Genomic DNA, 17,861 nt, shown 5'->3' with positions numbered 1-17,861 from the left:
CGTTGACCGACCGAAGGGGCCCCGCCACGCGGCGGGGCCCCTTCCCAATGAGGGAGATCAATGCACAGCTACAACGTGCGCCTTTGGAGTGTCCGTAAGCGTTCCAGCAAGTCCGCCCCTTTCCAACTGCGCTGGCTGGTCGACGAAATCGAGTTCCACGAGAAGTTCGCGACCAAGACGCTCGCGGACGCCCGTCGGGCAGAGCTGCTGACGGCAACACGCAAAGGCGAGCCGTTCGACACTGAGACAGGGCTTCCCGTCTCGGAGGTGCGCGAGCGGAACCGGACGAGCTGGTACACCCACGCGCGTGCCCACGCTGCCCGAAAGTGGCCAACCGCGGCAGCGAAGCACCGAGCGAGCATCGCGGAGAGTCTGACCATCGCCACCATGGCCTTGTGTCCGACGGGCAAGGGGCGCCCGGATGACGAACTCCTGCGCCGTGCCCTCTACCAGTGGGCCTTCAACGCTGGGCGTCACGGCCAACAGCCACCGGAGGCGGAAGCCAAGGCACTGGCCTGGGTGGAACGCAACGCGCCGGCCGTGGTCGACCTAGACAGCGCCAAGCGCGTACGCACGGTGCTGGAACACCTTGCCAAACGACAGGACGGGAAGTCCGCAGCCGCCAACACCTTTCGGCGCCGCCGCGCGGTGCTGAGCAACTGCCTGCGCCTGGCTGTTGAACACGAGCTGTTGCCTGGCAATCCTCTGCTCCGGGTCCACTGGGAGACGCCCAAAGCAGTCGAGGAACTCGACGTGCGCAGCGTCGCCACGCCCGTACAGGCACGAGCCCTGCTCGACGCGGTCCGTGCACAGGGCACTCGCGGTGCCCACCTGGTCGCGTTCTTCGCCTGCATCTACTACGCGGCGATGCGCCCGGAAGAGGTGTCGATGCTGAGTGCTGACCAGTGCGAACTACCGGAGGAGGGGTGGGGCCGACTCATGCTCTCTGGTGCCCGCCCTCAGGTGGGTTCCGCCTGGACGGACGACGGCAAGCCGTACGAGGAACGGCAACTGAAGCATCGGGCCCGCCGCGCGGTACGGCCCGTACCCATCCCGCCGGTACTGGTCGCCATCCTGCGGGCACATCTGGACGCGTTCGGGACCACTCCTGAGGGCCGACTCTTCAGCGCCGTACGTGGCGGGCCGATTCGTTCACAGGAGTATGGCGCCGCTTGGAAGGAGGCCCGCAAGAAGGTGCTCACGCCCGCCCAAGTCGCCTCCCCGCTGGCCGCGATCCCGTACGACCTCCGGCACGCTTGTGTGTCGTTCTGGCTCCGCTCGGGGGTGAGTCTTGCCGAGACAGCCCGTCGGGCGGGCCAGAGCGTCGCCGTTCTCCAGCGCTACTACGCCAAGGTGCTGGACGGCGAGGAAGCGAAGATGAACGCCCTGATTGAGCAGGGGTTGGCAGAGCAGGAGGGCGAGGCCAAGGGGGCCTGAATCCTGGCCGCAGGTTGGCCGCACGCGCTGGTCAGAGGTGGGATACCGGCGAATCAGGGTGAGACACGGTCACGCCGAAGGGGTGCCGCTCCGGAGAGTGGCACCCCTTCTGACCTGCAAGTCTCTGACCTGCTACGCGGTGGGTGTGGGATTTGAACCCACGGTGACTCGCGCCACGACGGTTTTCAAGACCGTTCCCTTAGGCCGCTCGGGCAACCCACCTCGGCCCCGTCCCACCTGGGGCGGAGCGGGCTACAGCCTACCGGCCTCCGGCCTCGCGCGGGGTCCGTGGTCCACACTGGGTCCACTGGCTCTGCTTTGCCCGCTCCCGGGGCCGCCGCTTCGCTCAGACGCTTGGCCGGCGGCACTAGCCCGACAGGTGCAAGCCTAGGAGAGGCGACCTTCTGATCCGTAGGATCGGGCAGCAGGCCATGGGGCGTGCCGACGGCTTCCCACTCTGATGGCCTGGGTGCGCGAGCCCGCGCGTCTGTGTGCCGCGGTTGCCGTCAGCGTTGCCGTCACTCTCGCTAGATCAACTAAGGGTTGTCCCGTAAATGATCTTTGAGTCGCCTCAGGCATGGCGTGTCATCCGTCGGCCTATCCGGCGAGGGCAAGGTTGTGCATCCGGGCGATGCCGAGCATGGCGTGGTGGACGCCGTCGCCTTTGAGGCGGCAGTCGCGGAGGATCTTCCAGGTCTTCATGCGGGCGAAGACGTGCTCGACGCGGGCCCGGACCTGCTTGTGGGACTTGTTGTGTTCTTCTTTCCAGTCCGGGAGTTCGCTCTGGCCACGCTCGCGACGGTGCGGGATGACCAGTCCGGTACCCGGGTAGCCGCCGTCGGCGATCGTGGTGGTCTTGCCGACGGCGGCCTTGGCACCGGACTCCTCCCACGCCTTGCAGTCGTTGCGGTTTCCGGCGAGCGGCCGACCGACCACGACGACCAGGCGAGTGTCGGCGTCGATGACGACCTGGTGGTTCGTGGAGTACCGGTAGTTCTTCGACCGCTCGGCGATGCTGTGATCGCGAGTGGGGACCAACGTGCCGTCCACGATGAGCACGGTGTCCTTGGCGAACCGCGTGCGTGGCTGGAGCGCGAGCATCGGCCCGAGGTGGTCGATGATCCGGTCCGCCGCCGACTTCGAGACCCCGAACAGCGGCGCTAGCTGGCGCATCGTCAAGTTCGTGCGCCAGTAAGCCGCTACCAGCAGTGCCCGATCCTCCAGCGGAAGGCTCCACGGCCGGCCCTTGCGGACCGCGTCCGCACCCTCGCGCCGCAGAACCGTCACCAGCTTCCCGAAGGATTGGGGGCTCAGCCCGGTGAACGGGGCTATCCAGGACGGCTCCGATGCCGTGATCACACCAGCCACACCAAGATCATCCCAGGCCGGTTAGGGTGCCTCCTTCGAGCCGACGGACTGGAGACAGATGATGGAGCAGCACGAGGCCCTGCAGCTCGCGGTGGCGTTTCTCGCGCGCAGCCAGCGCGATGCCGAGCCGCCTCTCGCCATCGATGCAGAGCGGGTCCGAGAGTGCAACGGGCTCCTGATCGTGCCCTACAACTCTGTGCAGTACCTCGCCTCGCGTGATGTGAGACAGCAGCTGCTGGACTGCTGGCCCATCCTCGTCGACCTTGAACGCGGAGACGTGCGATTCGGGACCCTGGACGAGCGGCATGTGTGGAGGAACCCGAGCACCTGACGAGGCCACGGTTGTCCCGCAACCGCAGTTACGGGACAACCCTTAGGCCGCTGACCAGCCAGGGAGCTGTCGACAAATAACTCCTATCCTGCGGGCCAACAGACCCCAGAAACCGAGGAGTTATTTATCGGCAGCTCCCTGGCCCCCCGACGGGTGGCTTACACGGTGTTGATCCGCCAGGCAATCATCCCGACTGCCTGCGAGTTGCCCTGAACATCGATCTTCAGCTCATTCGTGCCGGTGAAGCGCTCGAAGACTACGGACTGATCGCAGGGAACGGCCTTCTTCGCTGCCGTCTTGCTCGGAGTGAATGCGATCTCCGCATTGCCGTTGCCGGCGCAGACCACAGTCAGCTGGTAGGCGCGGCCTGTCGCAACGTCGGGCCGAGTGTGGATTCCGTCCGAGACACGTTCCACCCCCGACTCGACCATCGACTTACCTTGATCAGTAGCGGCGTCGAGTGCCGACTGGGCTTGTTTTGTGAGCTTCTTCTCGGCCGACGCCTCTGCGCTTGGATGACTTGACGGTGTCGCAGAGTGTTTAGGCGCGGAGTCTTTGTCCGACGTGCAAGCCGTCAGACAGAGCACTGGAACCAACGCGGTGCCGAGTAGCCACTTGGACCGTGGTTTCATGAGGAGGTTTCCCAATACTTCCAGCCCGTCTCAGACGTCGGGATCGTAGCCGTGCCGCTCTTGACGAGGGTCGGGGTGCCGCAGCCGTCGCCCCTCCGTCGCAACTTCTTCCACGAGATCTTGTAGCCCCACGAACCGTACTGCATGTGGCCGTATTTGTGACTGGGAATGGCGTGCGTGTAGCTGTGCCCGGTCGTGACCGACACGCTTCCGGCAACCTTGACACTGATGCTCGTCTTGGCCTTGGCGAGCACTACGCCGGCCTCGGCTTCCGCGCCAGCTGAAATTTCCATCGAGATGGTGCCAGCCTTGGTGACAGTCACAGTCATGCTGCCGCCAGGGCCGTTCTTGTACTTCGTGCCGTTCCACCAGGACGGCACGTGGTAGTTCTTCTTCGACGTGATCTCGATCCAGGTCTGGGGGCCATCGCAGTAGTGGGGATTCACAACACTGCTGGCCTCGCCGTCCTCCCAGTCGGCACGGTCATTGATGTCGACGTCATCTTGCGCGACAGCGTCGCCGGCGGTTACGGCCTGCTCCGAGTCACTGGTCGTAGACGTCGGAAACTCATCATCCGCAGTTGCGGTGCCGATGGTTCCCAGGCAGAGCAGCAACGCGGTACCGGAAGCGATAGCAGTTCGACGAATGCCGATGCTCATAGGTATCCCCCCTGTTCAGGTATCCGCCTTGGTCACGGGCGGATACCAGGACACTACGGGCCGGTCATGCTCGCATCAAGAAGTGATCTCTATTCTGAGCGTAATTTGAGGTACACACAGAGCAACCGGTCGCCTTGTCTGGCCAGCAGGTTCCTGGCCCTCGTCCGCCGGTTCTTGGTCCACGCCTGGTCCACACGCACTGATCCCCAACGTGACAGGACCGGATCAAGGTGAGACAGCCCCCATGCAGAAGGGGCGCCCCTCGTCCAGGGACACCCCTTCTGACCAGCACGTCTATGACCTGCGGCGGCGGTGGGATCCGACCCCACGGGGACGCTTTCACGTCCTCACGTTTTTCAAGACCGTTCCCTTAGGCCGCTCGGGCAACCCACCTCGCTCACGCCGCACCTGGGGCGGAGCGGGTACAGAGTACCGGGAGCGGGGCCGGCCGTGGGGCGTGGTCCGCTCAGGAGGCGCCGTCGGCCGATCTTGTGCCGGGCCGGCGGGACTTTCCCGGGAGGCCGCGCCCCTGCGCGGGCGTGCGGGTCAGCTGTCGCCCGCCCTGGAGCCGAGGGTGAGGTCCACCGTGTGCTCCTGGCCGCCCCGCGTGTAGGTGATCGCGACCTTGTCGCCGGGCTTGTGGGTCCAGATCTCGCCGATCAGGGTCGGGCCGCTGTCGATCACGTTGTCGTCGAGCTTGGTGATGACGTCCCCGGGCTTGAGGCCTGCCTTGTCGGCCGGGCCGCCCGACTCGACCGCGGCGGCGCCGCCCGCGCCCTGGTCGGTGATCTTCGCGCCGCCGGTGGACTCCTCCAGGGAGACGGAGGCGCCGATCTTGGCGTACACCGGCTTGCCGGTCTTGATCAGCTGCTGGGCGACATACTTGGCCTGGTTGATCGGGATCGCGAAGCCGAGGCCGATCGAACCGGACTGGCCGGAGCCGAATCCGCCGCTGCCGGTGGACTGGATGGCCGAGTTGATGCCGATGACCGAGCCGGAGGCGTCCAGCAGCGGGCCACCCGAGTTGCCGGGGTTGATGGACGCGTCGGTCTGCAGGGCGCTCATGTAGGACGCCTTGCTGGACGAGCTGCCGTCACTGGAGGCCACCGGGCGGTTCTTGGCGCTGATGATGCCCGTGGTGACCGTGTTGGACAGCCCGAAGGGGGCGCCGATGGCGATGGTCTCGTCGCCGACGGCCACCTTGTCCGAGTCGCCGAGGGCGAGGGGCTTGAGGTCGGAGGGGGCGTTCTTGAGCTTGATGACGGCGACGTCGTAGCCCTGGGCGTGGCCGACGATCTCGGCGTCGTACTTCTTGCCGTTGGGGAACGTCGCGGTCAGCTTGCCGCCGTCGACGGCGTCCGCCACCACGTGGTTGTTGGTGACGATGTGGCCCTGCTTGTCGAAGACGAACCCGGTGCCGGTGCCGCCCTCGCCGCTGGTGCTCTCCGCCTCGATGGTGACCGTGCTCGGCAGCGCACTGGCGGCCACGTTGGCGATCGTGCCGGGGGCACGCTTGACCTGGGAGGCGCTGCTGTCGGAGGCGGAGATGGTGGTGGAGCCGTTGCTGTCGTTGTCCTTGGCCAGGGTGTAGCCGAGGCCGCCGCCCAGACCGCCCGCGACCAGCGCGGCCACCAGGACCGCGGCGACCAGCCCACCACGCCCGCTGCGGGGCTTGGGGGCGGGCTGCTGGTACGACGCGCCCCACACGGTGCCGGAGCCACCGGAGCCGGCGTCGCCGTAGGCGGGCGTGGCCGGCGGCGGCCAGGAGCCGTCGGGGGCGGGGCCGGGGTAGCCGGCGGGGGGCTGGTGTCCGGCGGGCGAACCCTCGTGGGCCGGTGCGGCCGGCATGCCCTGCTCGGGCGCGCCCGGGGTGCCCGGGGGCACCGGCGGGAGCTGGGCCGTCGGCGCTCCGTCGGGCACGGGGCCCTGCGGCGAGGTTGCGGGAGATGCCACCGGCACGGGAGGTGCGGACGGCGCCGGGGGTACCGCGTTGCCCTCGTTCTCGGTGCTCACAGCTCTTCTCCTCGATCCACGGCTGTTGTCATAGGTCGCACTCGGTCACGCTCGTTCACGCTGTCGTCGGTCCGTTGCGAACAGCTGTGCATGGTCCTGCGTGGTGCTTGTATGCAGTCAGCTTTTCCCACGGGCCGTCAGAGCACCATAAGCGGTGGCTGTGGGTCCAGGGTCATCCTTTATATGGGACCTTTCTGGCAAAAGTTACACAAAGGGGCATGGTGGGTGCCTCCGTTCCTCGCACAGACGCTCCCGCGCCGCCCCGCACTCGCCGCACGGGTGGCACGATGACGCGGTGACCCACGCACCACAGCACCCCATCCAGGTCGTCGCCCACCGGGGGGCCTCCGAGGATGCGCCCGAACACACCCTCGCCGCGTACAAGAAGGCGATCGAGGACGGCGCGGACGCCCTGGAGTGCGACGTACGGCTGACCGCCGACGGCCATCTGGTCTGCGTCCACGACCGGCGGGTGAACCGCACCTCCAACGGCCGCGGGGCGGTCTCCGCCCTGGAGCTGGCCGATCTCGCCGCCCTGGACTTCGGCTCCTGGAAGACGCGCGAAGCCTGGCGCGGACGCGACGAGGAGCCCGACTGGGAGAACCGCCCGGAGGATCCGGCGGACACCTCCGTACTCACCCTGGAGCGGCTGCTGGAGCTGGTCTCGGACTCCGGGCGGCGCGTGGAACTGGCCATCGAGACCAAGCACCCCACGCGCTGGGCCGGGCAGGTGGAGGAGCGGCTGCTGCTCCTGCTGAAGCGTTTCGGGCTGGACGCGCCGGCCTCGGCCGCCGAGTCGCAGGTACGGATCATGAGCTTCTCGGCGCGCTCGCTGCACCGCGTGCGGACCGCGGCGCCGACCCTGCCGACGGTCTACCTGGTCCAGTTCCTCTCGCCCCGGCTGCGCGACGGACGGCTGCCGGTGGGCGTGCGGATCGCGGGTCCCTCGATCCGTATCGTGCGCAACAACCCGGGGTACGTGGAGCGACTGAAGCGCGCCGGTCACCAGGTCCACGTCTGGACCGTGAACGAGCCCGAGGACGTCGACCTCTGTGTCGAGCTGGGCATCGACGCCATCATCACCAACCGCCCGCGCGCGGTGTTGCGGCGACTGGGCCGCTGAGCGGGGGACCGCGCCTCAAGAGCCGGGTAAGGACCGCTCCGCACCCCTTGACCCGGCCGCCCGGCTCGGCCATCCTCCGTTCTCGGCCACACCACTGAATTCCAGCCACACGATGACAGGCCCGTCACAGGGAGTGCTCCGGCGCATTCGCTCCGTATGCGGTCGTTGCGAATGCGTCACCGGAAGAGGATTGGCCGGTTTCCGGTACAGGCCAATGGGGCATCCACACCGTGGCGTGGGGCAAAGGAGGTCTCGGGGGTGGCGTTGGTGGTGGCACAGGAGGTGCCCACGTCGTCGAGCATGGCCGTTCCCCATGGCCCTGCGGGCGTGGGGAAGGCGAGACACCGGATGCGTGCGCAGTTGCGCAGCGGCGGCGTGTCGGAATCGGTCATCGACGATGCCGTACTGATCCTTTCGGAGCTGCTGAGCAACGCCTGCAAACACGGGCGGCCCCTGGGTGACGCTCCCCCCGGGGACGGCGACGTACGCGCCGCCTGGCGGGTGGACGCACGCGGGCGGCTCACCGTGGAGGTGACGGACGGCGGCGGCCCGACCCGCCCGGCTCCAGCCACCCCGTCGGTCACCGCGCACGGCGGCCGCGGGCTGAACATCATCACGGCCCTGGCCGACGACTGGGGTGTCCGGGACGACATCCACGGCGAGGTGACGGTCTGGGTCGTGGTCAACGAGGACGTCCATGATCCTGATGCCGGGTGCCGCCCCGACGGTTTCGCTACGCGCGTCATCTCCTCCGCGGTTCCGGCCATGGCCGACCTGGACTTCACGGACGCGTTCGACGACCTGGACTGAGCGCGGCGGTGACACGAGGACCGGACCGCCCGAGCCGTGCGGAGGCACGGAAGTCGTCCCCAGGTTCACCCCGTCGGCGTCGCCCAGGTGTCCGTTGTCCACAGGTTCCCGTCGGCCGTGGCGCGAACGGCTAGGCTCCCGCCCGTACCAGACGAGCCGTAACCGGGAGACCCCACGATGGCCAAGAAGCGACCCCAGACGAAGGCCAAGCCACAGATCACGGACGGAGAGATCCCGGTTGTCGGCGCCCGCGAGCCCTGCCCCTGCGGCAGCGGCCGGCGCTACAAGGCGTGCCACGGCCGGGCCGCCGCGCACGCCGCGACCGAGCTGGTGCAGCGTCCGTTCGAGGGGCTGCCGGGCGAGTGCGACTGGGTGGCGCTGCGCGAGCTGGTGCCGGCCGCCACGGTGGAGCTGACCCTCAAGAGCGGCCTGCCCGAGGACGTCCCGTCGGTCACGCTCGCCACGGTGCTGCCGATGGCCTGGCCCGCGCTGCGCCGCGACGACGGCTCGGTCCTGCTCGGCCTGCAGAACGACACGCCCTCCGGCGACATCAGCCGCGACCTCGCCGACACGCTCCAGCGTGCGCTGGAGGCCGCGCCGGGCACGCCGGTGGAGGGCCGCCGCGCCCCCTCCGAGGGTCCGCGACTGCAGGACCTGCTCGACCTTGAAGGCTCCTTCGAGCCAGTCGTGCACAGCGGCTTCGAGTTCTGGGTGCCGGACGCGGAGAACGCCACCCCGGACGTGGCCGCCTCCCTGGAGCGGGCCAACGCCGCCGCCATCCCGACCGTGAAGCTGTCCGGCGTGGACGCCGCGTACTGGTGCGAGACCCCGGAGAAGAACCACCTGCGCTGGGTCATGCCGCACTCGGAGGAGCAGCTTCTGGACGCTCTCGCCCGGCTGCACGCGGCGGGCCGCTCCAGCCTCGGCGAGGGCACCCGGCTGGTGGGCTCCTTCCGTGCTCACGGCCTCACGGTGCCGGTCTGGGACCTGCCGAGCGGGGTCACGGCGGAGGACGTGGAGAAGCCGGCCGCCGAGTTCGCCGAGCGGCTCGCCACCGCCCTCGCGGCCACCGAGCCGCTCACGGCCGACGAGCGCCGCGCGCGCGGCGGACTGACCAACCGGCAGGTCACGCTCAGCTGACCGCCCTCGGGGCCCGTGTCACGGCTGAACGGTCGGTCAGCCGTGACAACGGTGCCCGATACAGGTGACTCCTGTCACAACTCCCCGTCGCGACAGGTAAATCGGTGTCCGAATAGCCGAGATCGAATTTGCGAACCGCCGATCTCTTGTTACCGTTCCAGTAGCCCGGTTGCTGGTGCATCCCCCGTCGCCAGCAACCGGGCCTTTCCATGCCCGCGTGCGGTGTACACCGCGCAGCAGGGCGTCAACTCCCGTTCGTCTCCTCGGAGTTGCTGCCCGAGCGCAGCAGCAGCGGCCCGTCGGCGCCGCGCGCGGCGAACTCGGCGACGGCCGTGTAGCCGTCCAGCGAGCCCCGGGTGCGTTCGCGGGGTGTCTCACAGGTGGTGGGCTCGTCGTCGGCATCCGTGGCGCAGTGCGTCTGCACGGTCCGGCCGCCCGGCTTCATCAGGCTCAGCACGGCGTCCACGGCCTCGCCGGTGGTGTTGCGGTAGTAGGTGCGCGCCCAGGTGTCCTCGCCCTGGGTCAGCACACAGGTCTGCGCCTCGACACCTTCGGGGGAGGAGAGTTCCGGTCCGCAGCGGGCGGCGGTGGCCAGGCCCAGGCCGAGCAGCAGCGGGGAGCGCGTGGGATCGACGGAGGGCATCTTCGCGTCACCGTCCGACGACGAGGACGACGAGGACGACGAGGACGACGTGGACGACGTGGACGACTTGGACGACGGCGCGTGTACGCCGGCCCGGGCGCCCACCGCCCGACGTCCCGCGGCCTCGCCCACCTGCCCCGCGGACGCCATGGCCAGCGGCAGCACGACGGCGGCCACCACGACACCCGCGAGGGCGAGCAGACGAAGCCTTCGGGGGTCCGGCCCGCCGCGGTGCGGCGATCGAGTGCCATGGCCCCCAGAAATGCGCAGCATGTAGCGGAAGATAACGACCAAGGGCGGACATCGGGCGGCGCCCGCGCCCGACACCCCTACAACTCGGGTGCGCTCACACCCGTACGAGTGAGGGCGTCGACCACCGCGTCCACCACGGCCTCCACGTCGGGCACCCAGGGCGAGGCCGAGCCCGGCAACGGCGCACGCTCCCAGCGGACGGCGCCCTGACCGGTCTCGGAGGGAGGCAGGGCGAGGTAGCCGCCCTCGCCGTGGAAGCGCAGGGAGCCGGGCACGAAGTCCTTGGCGTAGAGCAGCTCGCCGAGCTGTTCCATGGAGTACGGCTTGACGAGCAGCGACCAGCGGGTCGGTGCGGCGATCACCGGACCGAGGCGCATGCCCCGCCGGTCGAGCAGGTCGAGGGCGTGGGCCGCCGCGGGCGCCGGCAGGCTGACCGCGCAGGGCGCGTTGCCGCCGGTGGCGAGGATGATCGGCGCGCCCGGCCGGTTGGCCCACCACCAGCGCACCATGCGCGCGTCGGTGGTGGCGGCGAGCAGGCCGGGGTCGAAGGGGTGCGCACCGGGCACCGTGCACTCCGGGTCGGGGCAGCCGCAGCGGGCCCGTCCCTGCGGGTCCGGGGCCACGCCCGGGAGCACGGGCCACTGCCATTCCGTCGCGAAGGTCAGGGCCGCGCTGATCAGCTCAGGCCTCCCGTCTTTCCGCCAGGACAGGAGCCTGCGTCGCCTTCCGAGGATCTCGCGCATGAGCGCTCGTTCCTTTCCGTTGCACCGCTGGCAACACCGTGGACCACATCACATCATGTGTCGATCACTTCACTGTGCGTACCTGTTGGCGCATCACACCCTTGCGCTTGGCAAAGGGGAACCCCAAGGGGTCGAGCGTTGGCCGCGTCCATAGTGCGTCCATCAAAAGCACGGGTGCGGCGTGGGGGTGGCGAAGTATGGCGTTTTGCCGTCGCGCGTATTTCTCTCCGCCTCCGCCACGGGAGGATGGGGCTCGGCCGTCGGTGGCTATGACGCCCGGGTCCGTCGCCAGGTTCCGGGTGGCCCCCAACCACCCCTGGTCTTCACCGAGTACGTACCCATCACGACCGCTGTGACGCTGCGTGGAGCAAGGCCAGTCGACCGCAATGGACCGATACCTGAGGCAGTTTTAAGCCAACTTGGCAGTAAGGCAAGGGGTTCGGAAGAAACCCACATCAGACCCATGGACACCAGGAATCCCCGCAGGACAATGCTGGACATCCCCTCACGAGTGCGTGTACATGTGGAGACACTGCTAGCGGCGCAGAATGACATGGGGGTTTGCGATGCTTTTGAGCAATACGCACCGGTCTGAAAGCCGGACGCCATGAACGCCCCGCACCCTCCGAAAGTGGCTGGAATCGATCCAGCGGTTCCTCCGCCCGCACACACTGTCGCGCCCACACCCGCCGTCCCCTCCCCGGACACCGCGCTTCCGGTCAAGAACACCCCCGCCCCCGCCGGACCCGCCCCCGGCACCCTGCTCCAGGACCGGCTGGCCGGCTGGGTCTCGGACCTCACGACCCTCCACGAACTCACCGAACGCCTGTCCCGCACGAACGCACTCGAGCCCGCCATCGAGGAGCTGCTGCGCGCCGGATCCGCCCTCGTCGGCGCCCGCCGCGGCCTGGTCGTCCTGGAACCCGCCGACGGACTCGGCCCCCGCACCACCCTCGGCCTCGGCCTCGGCCGCGCCGATCTCGGCCACATGGAGACCGTGCCGCGCGGCTCGCAGCCCTACGGCCCCCTCCTCGACACCGGCGCCGGCACCGTCGAGATCGTGCACGCCGACCTGTTCGCCGAGGACGGCCTCGACCCCCGCCACCGCGAGGTTGCCGCCCGCCTCGGCTACGCCGCCAGCTACGCCCTGCCCCTGACCGCCGGATCCGCCGGCCGCCTCGGCGCCGCCGTGTGGCTGTACGACGAGCCCGCCGAGCCGGACGGGCACCACCGCCACCTGATCGGCCTGTACGTCCGCCACGCCGCCGAACACCTCGCCCTGCTGGTGGAGGTGGAACGCACGCGCGCGTGCGCGGCGACCATCGCCGAGGAACTGCTCCCCTCCCGGCTGCCGCGGGTGGCCGGCGTCCAGCTCGCCGCCCGGCACCGCACCGGCCCGCGCGGCGGCGGCGACTGGTACGACGCGCTGCCGCTGCCCGACGCCGCCCTCGGCCTCTCCGTCGGCTCGGTCACCGGCTCCGGACCCAGCGCGGTGGCCGCCATGGGCCGGCTGCGCGCCTCCCTGCGGGCGTACGCCGTGATGGAGGGCGAGGACCCGGTCGCCGTCCTGTCCGACCTGGAGCTGCTGCTGCGCCTGACCGAGCCCGCCCGCTCGGCCACAGCCCTGTTCGCCTACTGCGAGCCGGCCCTGCGCAAGATCACCCTGGCCGGCGCCGGGCACAGTCCGCCCCTGCTGATCGGCGAGCGGCGCACCGAGTTCGCCGAGACCTCCGTCTCCGCGCCGCTCGGCATGCTCGCCTGCTGGGAGGCACCGAGCGTGGAGATCCAGGCCGAGGCCGGGGAGACCGTCCTGCTCTACACCGACGGGCTGCTGCACCGTACCGGCGACCCCATGGACCGCGCCTTCGCCCGGCTGCACGCGGCCGCCGCGAGCGTCCCGCGCACCCTGCGCCGCGACCCGGGGGCGATCGCCGACCACGTGCTGCGCGCCGTCCTGCCCGACGGCCCGGACGTGGGGGCAACTCCCGGTCGAGCGGATTCGAGACTGGGGAGACTGGGGGAGGACGGCGAGGAGGACGTGGTCCTGCTGGCGGCCCGCTTCGACTGAGAGCGCTCCCGCACCGCCTGGCATGGGTGGGCATAACAGGTCTTCCGGCCTGGGTCGCATCGTGTACGACCGTACGATGATGGAGGTCCCCGCTCGGCCACAAGCATGAGCGTCGCGGGCCCGGGGGGAGATCACATGCGTACCGAGGAGGATCACGTGTCCGATGAGCTCAACCCGGCTGTGCCCGATGAAGCTGCTACCGCAGCGGGCCCGGAAGCTGAGTCCGAGGAGCCCATCAAGCAGCGGAAGAACGGCCTGTACCCGGGCGTCTCCGACGAGCTGGCCGAGAACATGAAGTCCGGGTGGGCCGACACCGAGCTGCACGACCTGCAGCCGATCCCGCAGGCCGCCGAGACCGCCCGTCGCCGCGCCGCGCTCTCCGCGCGCTTCCCGGGTGAGCGCCTCGTCATCCCCGCGGGCAACCTGAAGACCCGCTCGAACGACACCGAGTACGCCTTCCGCGCGTCGGTCGAGTACGCGTACCTCACCGGCAACCAGACCGAGGACGGCGTCCTCGTCCTGGAGCCCACCACCGAGGGCCACAAGGAGACGATCTACCTCCTGCCCCGCTCCGACCGCGAGAACGGCGAGTTCTGGCTCTCCGGCCACGGCGAGCTGTGGGTCGGCCGCCGCCACTCCCTGACCGAGTCCGAGGCGCTCTACGGCATCCCCGCCTCCGACGTGCGCGAGCTGGCCGACAAGCTGCGCGAGGCCACCGGCCCGGTGCGGGTCGTCCGCGGCTACGACGCCGGCGTCGAGGCCGCCCTGACCGACAAGGTCACCGCCGAGCGCGACGAGGAACTGCGGGTCTTCCTCTCCGAGGCCCGGCTGGTCAAGGACGAGTTCGAGATCGGCGAGCTGCAGAAGGCCGTCGACTCCACCGTGCGCGGCTTCGAGGACGTCGTGAAGGTCCTCGACAAGGCCGAGGCGACGAGCGAGCGCTACATCGAGGGCACGTTCTTCCTCCGCGCGCGCGTGGAGGGCAACGACGTCGGCTACGGCTCGATCTGCGCGGCCGGCCCGCACGCCTGCACACTGCACTGGGTGCGCAACGACGGCCCGGTCCGCTCCGGCGACCTGCTCCTGCTGGACGCGGGCGTGGAGACGCACACGCTGTACACCGCCGACGTCACGCGCACGCTGCCGATCAACGGCACGTACAGCGAGGTCCAGAAGAAGGTCTACGACGCGGTGTACGACGCCCAGGAGGCCGGTATCGCGGCCGTGAAGCCGGGCGCCAAGTACCGCGACTTCCACGACGCCGCGCAGCACGTGCTGACCGAGCGGCTCGTCGAGTGGGGCCTGGTCGAGGGCCCGGTCGAGCGCGTCCTGGAGCTGGGCCTGCAGCGCCGCTGGACCCTGCACGGCACCGGTCACATGCTCGGCATGGACGTGCACGACTGCGCGGCCGCGCGGACCGAGACGTACGTCGACGGAACGCTGGAGCCGGGCATGGTGCTCACCGTGGAGCCCGGCCTGTACTTCCAGGCCGACGACCTGACGGTCCCCGAGGAGTACCGGGGCATCGGCGTCCGCATCGAGGACGACATCCTCGTCACCGAGGACGGCAACAGGAACCTCTCGGACGGCCTGCCGCGCCGCTCCGACGAGGTGGAGGCCTGGATGGCGTCCCTGAAGGGCTGATAAGACACTGATGGCCGGGCACCCGGAAGGTGCCCGGCCATCGGCGTGTCCGTACGCGTGCGCAGGATTCACGTGCCTAGGGGGAGGGTTTTCGTGGACGACTTCTGGTCCGGTGTGGGCGTGGACCTGCATCTGGAACCCGACGCGGCCGACGGCCGCCGGGTCGGTCTGGAACGGGCGCTCAGGGACGCCGTGCGCGACGGACGGCTCGCACCCGGCACCCGGCTGCCCGCCACCCGGCGGCTCGCGACGGAACTCGGCATCTCGCGCGGCACCGCGAAGTCGGCGTACGACCAGCTCGTCGCCGAGGGCTATCTCACGGCCCGGCAGGGCTCCGGCACCCGGGTCGCCGAACTGCCGGCCCTGCGGGAGGAGGCGCCGGGAACGGCGCCACACGCGCGTGCGCCGCGTTTCGACCTGAGGCCGGGCAGTCCCGACGTGGGCGCGTTCCCGGCCGCGGCCTGGCTGCGCGCACTGCGCCGGGCCATAGCGACGGCGCCCTCACTGGCGTACGACTACGGCGACCCGCGCGGCCGGATCGAACTGCGCACCGCGCTCTCGGGCTACCTGGGGCGGGCGCGCGGGGTGCTCGCGCCGCCGGAGCGGATCGTGATCACCTCCGGGTACGTCCAGGGACTCGCGCTCCTCACCCGGGTGCTGGACGGCGCCCGCGTCGCGATGGAGGACCCGGGGCTGCCCTTCCACCGGGAGGTGGTGCGGCGCAACGGCGGGACCGTGCTGCCGGTACGGGTGGACGAGCGCGGGGTGCGTCCCGGGGAACTGGGCGAGGCGGCCGCCGTGGTGGTCACCCCGGCCCACCAGTACCCGACCGGTGTGACCCTGCACCCCGAGCGGCGCCGCGCGCTCACCGACTGGGCACGCGCGCGCGGGGGGCTCATCGTCGAGGACGACTACGACGGCGAGTTCCGCTACGACCGCCAGCCGGTGGGCGCGCTGCAGGGCATGGCCCCGGGCCAGGTCGTCTACCTGGGCACCGCCTCCAAGACCCTCGGCCCCGCACTCCGGCTCGGCTGGATGGTGCTGCCGCCGCAGCTGGTCGACGCGGTCGCCGACGCCAAGCTGCACAGCGACCACCACACCGAGAGCATCGGGCAGCTGGCGCTCGCCGAGCTGATCGACAGCCACGCCTACGACCGGCACGTACGCGCGTGCCGGCTGCGCTACCGGCGCCGCAGGGACCAGCTGCTGGACCGGCTGGGGGCACGGCGGAACGTACGCGGCATCGCTGCCGGGCTGCACGCCCTGATCGACGTCCCCGACGAGGCCGAGGCGCTGGCCCGCGCCGAGGCGGAAGGACTCGCCGTCGGCCATCTGGGCAGCCACTGGCAGACCCCCGCCGAAGGCCGGCCCCAGGGCCTGGTCGTCGGCTACGGCACCCCCCGCGAGCGGGCGTATCCGGAGGCGCTGGAGGTGCTGGCGAAGGTCCTGGAGGGCTGAAGTGGGTCAGTACAAGAGCAGCAGATTGGGTCTGATGATGGAGCCAATAGACCCCTAACGTCATCGGTATGACGAACCGTCCGCAGCGCTTCCTGGCCCTCGCCCAGCTCGCCAACTCCGTCGGGGACGGCGCCTTCTACGTCACCTCCGCGCTGTACTTCACCGGGGTCGTCGGCCTCGCGCCCGCGCGCGTGGGGCTCGGGCTGACGTTCGCCTGGGCGGTCGGCTCGCTGGTCGGGGTGCCGCTCGGACGGCTCGCGGACCGGCGCGGGGCCCGCGGCACGGCGGTGCTGCTGGCGCTGGGAACCTCGGCTGCGGTCGGGGCATTTCTCCTGGTGCGGGGATTCGTGCCGTTCGTCCTCACCGCCGGTGCCTACGCCTCGGCGCAGTCGGGTCTGGCAGCGGCCCGGCACGCGCTGCTGGCGGGGCTGGTGCCGGCCGGGGAGCGGACGGGACTGCTGGCACGGCTGCAGTCGACGCTCAACGGTGGGCTGGCGGTCGGCGCGGCGCTCGGCGGGCTCGCGCTGAACGCCGGTACGGCGGGTGCGTACCGGGCGGTGCTGACGCTCGACGCGGTGTGCTTCGTGGTGTGCGCGCTGATCCTGCTGCGGCTGCCGGCGGTGGCACCGGTGACGGGGACGGCAGTGGCGGGCGGGCGCCGGGAGCAGCGGTTCGCAGTCCTGCGCGACCGGCCGTACGCGCTCCTCGCGCTGCTCAACGCCGTACTGCTGCTGCGTCTGCCGCTGCTGAGCCTCGCGCTGCCACTGTGGATCACGGAGCGGACCGGGGCTCCGGCCTGGCTGGCCTCGGTGCTGTTCGTGCTCAACACCGGGGCGGTCACGCTGTTCCAGGTGCGGGCGGCCCGAGCCGTCACCGGGCCGGCCACGGCGGTACGGGTGCTGCGCCGGTCCGGGGTGGTGATGCTCGCGTCCTGCGCGGTGTTCGCGCTGTCGGCGGGCCGGTCCGCGTGGCCCGCGGCGGTGATCCTGGTGGTCGGCGCGGTGCTGCAGGTCGTCGCGGAGATGCAGCAGTCGGCGGGCTCGTGGCAGCTGTCCTTCGACCTGGCCCCGGCCGACCGGATGGGCGAGTATCAGGGCTTCTTCGGCACGGGTGTCACGGTGGCCCGCACCCTGGGGCCGCTGGTGGTGACCTCGCTGCTGATGGGCTGGGGCACCCCGGGCTGGCTGCTGCTGGGCGCGCTGATGCCGGTGGCGGCCTACGCGATGGGGCCGGTGGCCCGCCGGGCCACCGGCCGTGCCGAGCGGACGGTCACCGAGCCGGCACTCGCGGGCTGACCGGCAACGCGTCCAGGAACAACGCCCCCGCGAGCAGACCCGCGCTGCCCCGGGGGCTCCACGCGCGCGCGTGCAGCCCGGCGTCGAGCTCGGCCAGTGCCTCGGCGCCGGCCGCCGTCGCCGTACCGCCCTCCTCCAGGACGGCGCGGGCCCCCGCCTGCACCTGCCGCAGGCCGATCGGGCCCGCGGAGTGCAGCGGCGAACGCCTCCGTGGCCGTGTCGGCGAATGCCGACTGGTAGCCGGC

At 70.5% G+C, this 17,861-nt stretch carries 15 protein-coding genes, 1 tRNA gene and 1 pseudogene; 9 read left to right on the top strand and 8 right to left on the bottom strand.

Annotated features, from left to right (window positions below):
• Window positions 1-60: 60 nt before the first annotated feature.
• Window positions 61-1,437, top strand: a complete 1,377-nt coding sequence (locus ACWC5O_RS11105) for a tyrosine-type recombinase/integrase (RefSeq protein WP_450586184.1) — start codon at window positions 61-63, stop codon at window positions 1,435-1,437.
• A 137-nt stretch (window positions 1,438-1,574) separates the two neighbouring features.
• Here ACWC5O_RS11105 and ACWC5O_RS11100 read toward each other — a convergent pair.
• Both ACWC5O_RS11100 and ACWC5O_RS11095 read right to left on the bottom strand, forming a co-directional pair.
• Window positions 1,575-1,659: transfer RNA gene (locus tag ACWC5O_RS11100), tRNA-Ser, on the bottom strand.
• A 375-nt stretch (window positions 1,660-2,034) separates the two neighbouring features.
• The gene (locus ACWC5O_RS11095) at window positions 2,035-2,805 is read right to left on the bottom strand and encodes a transposase (protein WP_450586183.1); all 771 of its coding nucleotides are present in this window, start codon (window positions 2,803-2,805) and stop codon (window positions 2,035-2,037) included.
• Between the two features lie 58 nt (window positions 2,806-2,863).
• Here ACWC5O_RS11095 and ACWC5O_RS11090 point away from each other — a divergent pair, with 58 nt between their 5' ends.
• Entirely contained in the window at window positions 2,864-3,136 is a 273-nt protein-coding gene (locus tag ACWC5O_RS11090; protein WP_450586182.1) for a YrhB domain-containing protein, read from the top strand.
• Between the two features lie 158 nt (window positions 3,137-3,294).
• Here ACWC5O_RS11090 and ACWC5O_RS11085 read toward each other — a convergent pair whose 3' ends face one another.
• From ACWC5O_RS11085 to ACWC5O_RS11075, 3 genes are all read right to left on the bottom strand, one after another.
• Window positions 3,295-3,567, bottom strand: a complete 273-nt coding sequence (locus ACWC5O_RS11085) for a hypothetical protein (RefSeq protein WP_450586180.1) — start codon at window positions 3,565-3,567, stop codon at window positions 3,295-3,297.
• Window positions 3,568-3,764: 197 nt separating this feature from the next.
• Window positions 3,765-4,427, bottom strand: a complete 663-nt coding sequence (locus tag ACWC5O_RS11080; protein WP_450586178.1) for a hypothetical protein — start codon at window positions 4,425-4,427, stop codon at window positions 3,765-3,767.
• A gap of 546 nt (window positions 4,428-4,973) precedes the next feature.
• Window positions 4,974-6,440, bottom strand: coding sequence for a trypsin-like peptidase domain-containing protein (locus tag ACWC5O_RS11075; protein WP_450586176.1), 1,467 nt, complete (start codon window positions 6,438-6,440; stop codon window positions 4,974-4,976).
• 295 nt (window positions 6,441-6,735) lie between these two features.
• On the opposite strand from ACWC5O_RS11075, the gene ACWC5O_RS11070 reads away from it, so the two are divergent.
• From ACWC5O_RS11070 to ACWC5O_RS11060, 3 genes are all read left to right on the top strand, one after another.
• Complete coding sequence (locus ACWC5O_RS11070) at window positions 6,736-7,563, top strand: glycerophosphodiester phosphodiesterase (protein WP_450586175.1); 828 nt, start codon at window positions 6,736-6,738, stop codon at window positions 7,561-7,563.
• A 171-nt stretch (window positions 7,564-7,734) separates the two neighbouring features.
• Window positions 7,735-8,373 (top strand): ATP-binding protein, encoded by a 639-nt coding sequence (locus ACWC5O_RS11065; RefSeq protein ID WP_450586173.1) that lies wholly within the window; start codon window positions 7,735-7,737, stop codon window positions 8,371-8,373.
• Between the two features lie 177 nt (window positions 8,374-8,550).
• The gene (locus tag ACWC5O_RS11060; protein WP_450586171.1) at window positions 8,551-9,513 is read left to right on the top strand and encodes a DUF5926 family protein; all 963 of its coding nucleotides are present in this window, start codon (window positions 8,551-8,553) and stop codon (window positions 9,511-9,513) included.
• Window positions 9,514-9,757: 244 nt separating this feature from the next.
• Here the strand turns inward: ACWC5O_RS11060 and ACWC5O_RS11055 are convergent, their stop codons facing one another.
• A complete protein-coding gene (locus tag ACWC5O_RS11055; protein WP_450586170.1) occupies window positions 9,758-10,429 on the bottom strand; it encodes a hypothetical protein in 672 nt (223 codons plus the stop codon).
• A gap of 56 nt (window positions 10,430-10,485) precedes the next feature.
• Window positions 10,486-11,151 carry a bifunctional DNA primase/polymerase gene (locus tag ACWC5O_RS11050; protein WP_450586169.1) on the bottom strand — a complete coding sequence of 222 codons (666 nt, stop codon included), beginning with the start codon at window positions 11,149-11,151 and terminating at the stop codon, window positions 10,486-10,488.
• A 607-nt stretch (window positions 11,152-11,758) separates the two neighbouring features.
• Here ACWC5O_RS11050 and ACWC5O_RS11045 point away from each other — a divergent pair.
• The 4 genes from ACWC5O_RS11045 to ACWC5O_RS11030 all read left to right on the top strand — a co-directional run bounded on the left by ACWC5O_RS11045 (window position 11,759) and on the right by ACWC5O_RS11030 (window position 17,616).
• Window positions 11,759-13,219 (top strand): PP2C family protein-serine/threonine phosphatase, encoded by a 1,461-nt coding sequence (locus ACWC5O_RS11045; RefSeq protein ID WP_450586167.1) that lies wholly within the window; start codon window positions 11,759-11,761, stop codon window positions 13,217-13,219.
• A gap of 135 nt (window positions 13,220-13,354) precedes the next feature.
• Entirely contained in the window at window positions 13,355-14,863 is a 1,509-nt protein-coding gene (locus ACWC5O_RS11040; protein ID WP_450586165.1) for an aminopeptidase P family protein, read from the top strand.
• A gap of 93 nt (window positions 14,864-14,956) precedes the next feature.
• Window positions 14,957-16,321 carry a MocR-like pyridoxine biosynthesis transcription factor PdxR gene (gene pdxR / locus ACWC5O_RS11035; protein ID WP_450586163.1) on the top strand — a complete coding sequence of 455 codons (1,365 nt, stop codon included), beginning with the start codon at window positions 14,957-14,959 and terminating at the stop codon, window positions 16,319-16,321.
• Window positions 16,322-16,389: 68 nt separating this feature from the next.
• Window positions 16,390-17,616 (top strand): MFS transporter, encoded by a 1,227-nt coding sequence (locus ACWC5O_RS11030; protein WP_450586161.1) that lies wholly within the window; start codon window positions 16,390-16,392, stop codon window positions 17,614-17,616.
• Here ACWC5O_RS11030 and ACWC5O_RS11025 read toward each other — a convergent pair.
• Window positions 17,591-17,812 (bottom strand): annotated as a pseudogene (locus ACWC5O_RS11025) (triphosphoribosyl-dephospho-CoA synthase); the annotation flags it as partial. The gene ACWC5O_RS11030 and the pseudogene ACWC5O_RS11025 overlap by 26 nt on opposite strands.
• Window positions 17,813-17,861 lie beyond the last annotated feature (49 nt).

The organism is Streptomyces sp. NPDC001450, from assembly GCF_053597295.1.
This window is presented reverse-complemented; position numbering and strand designations above follow the sequence as displayed.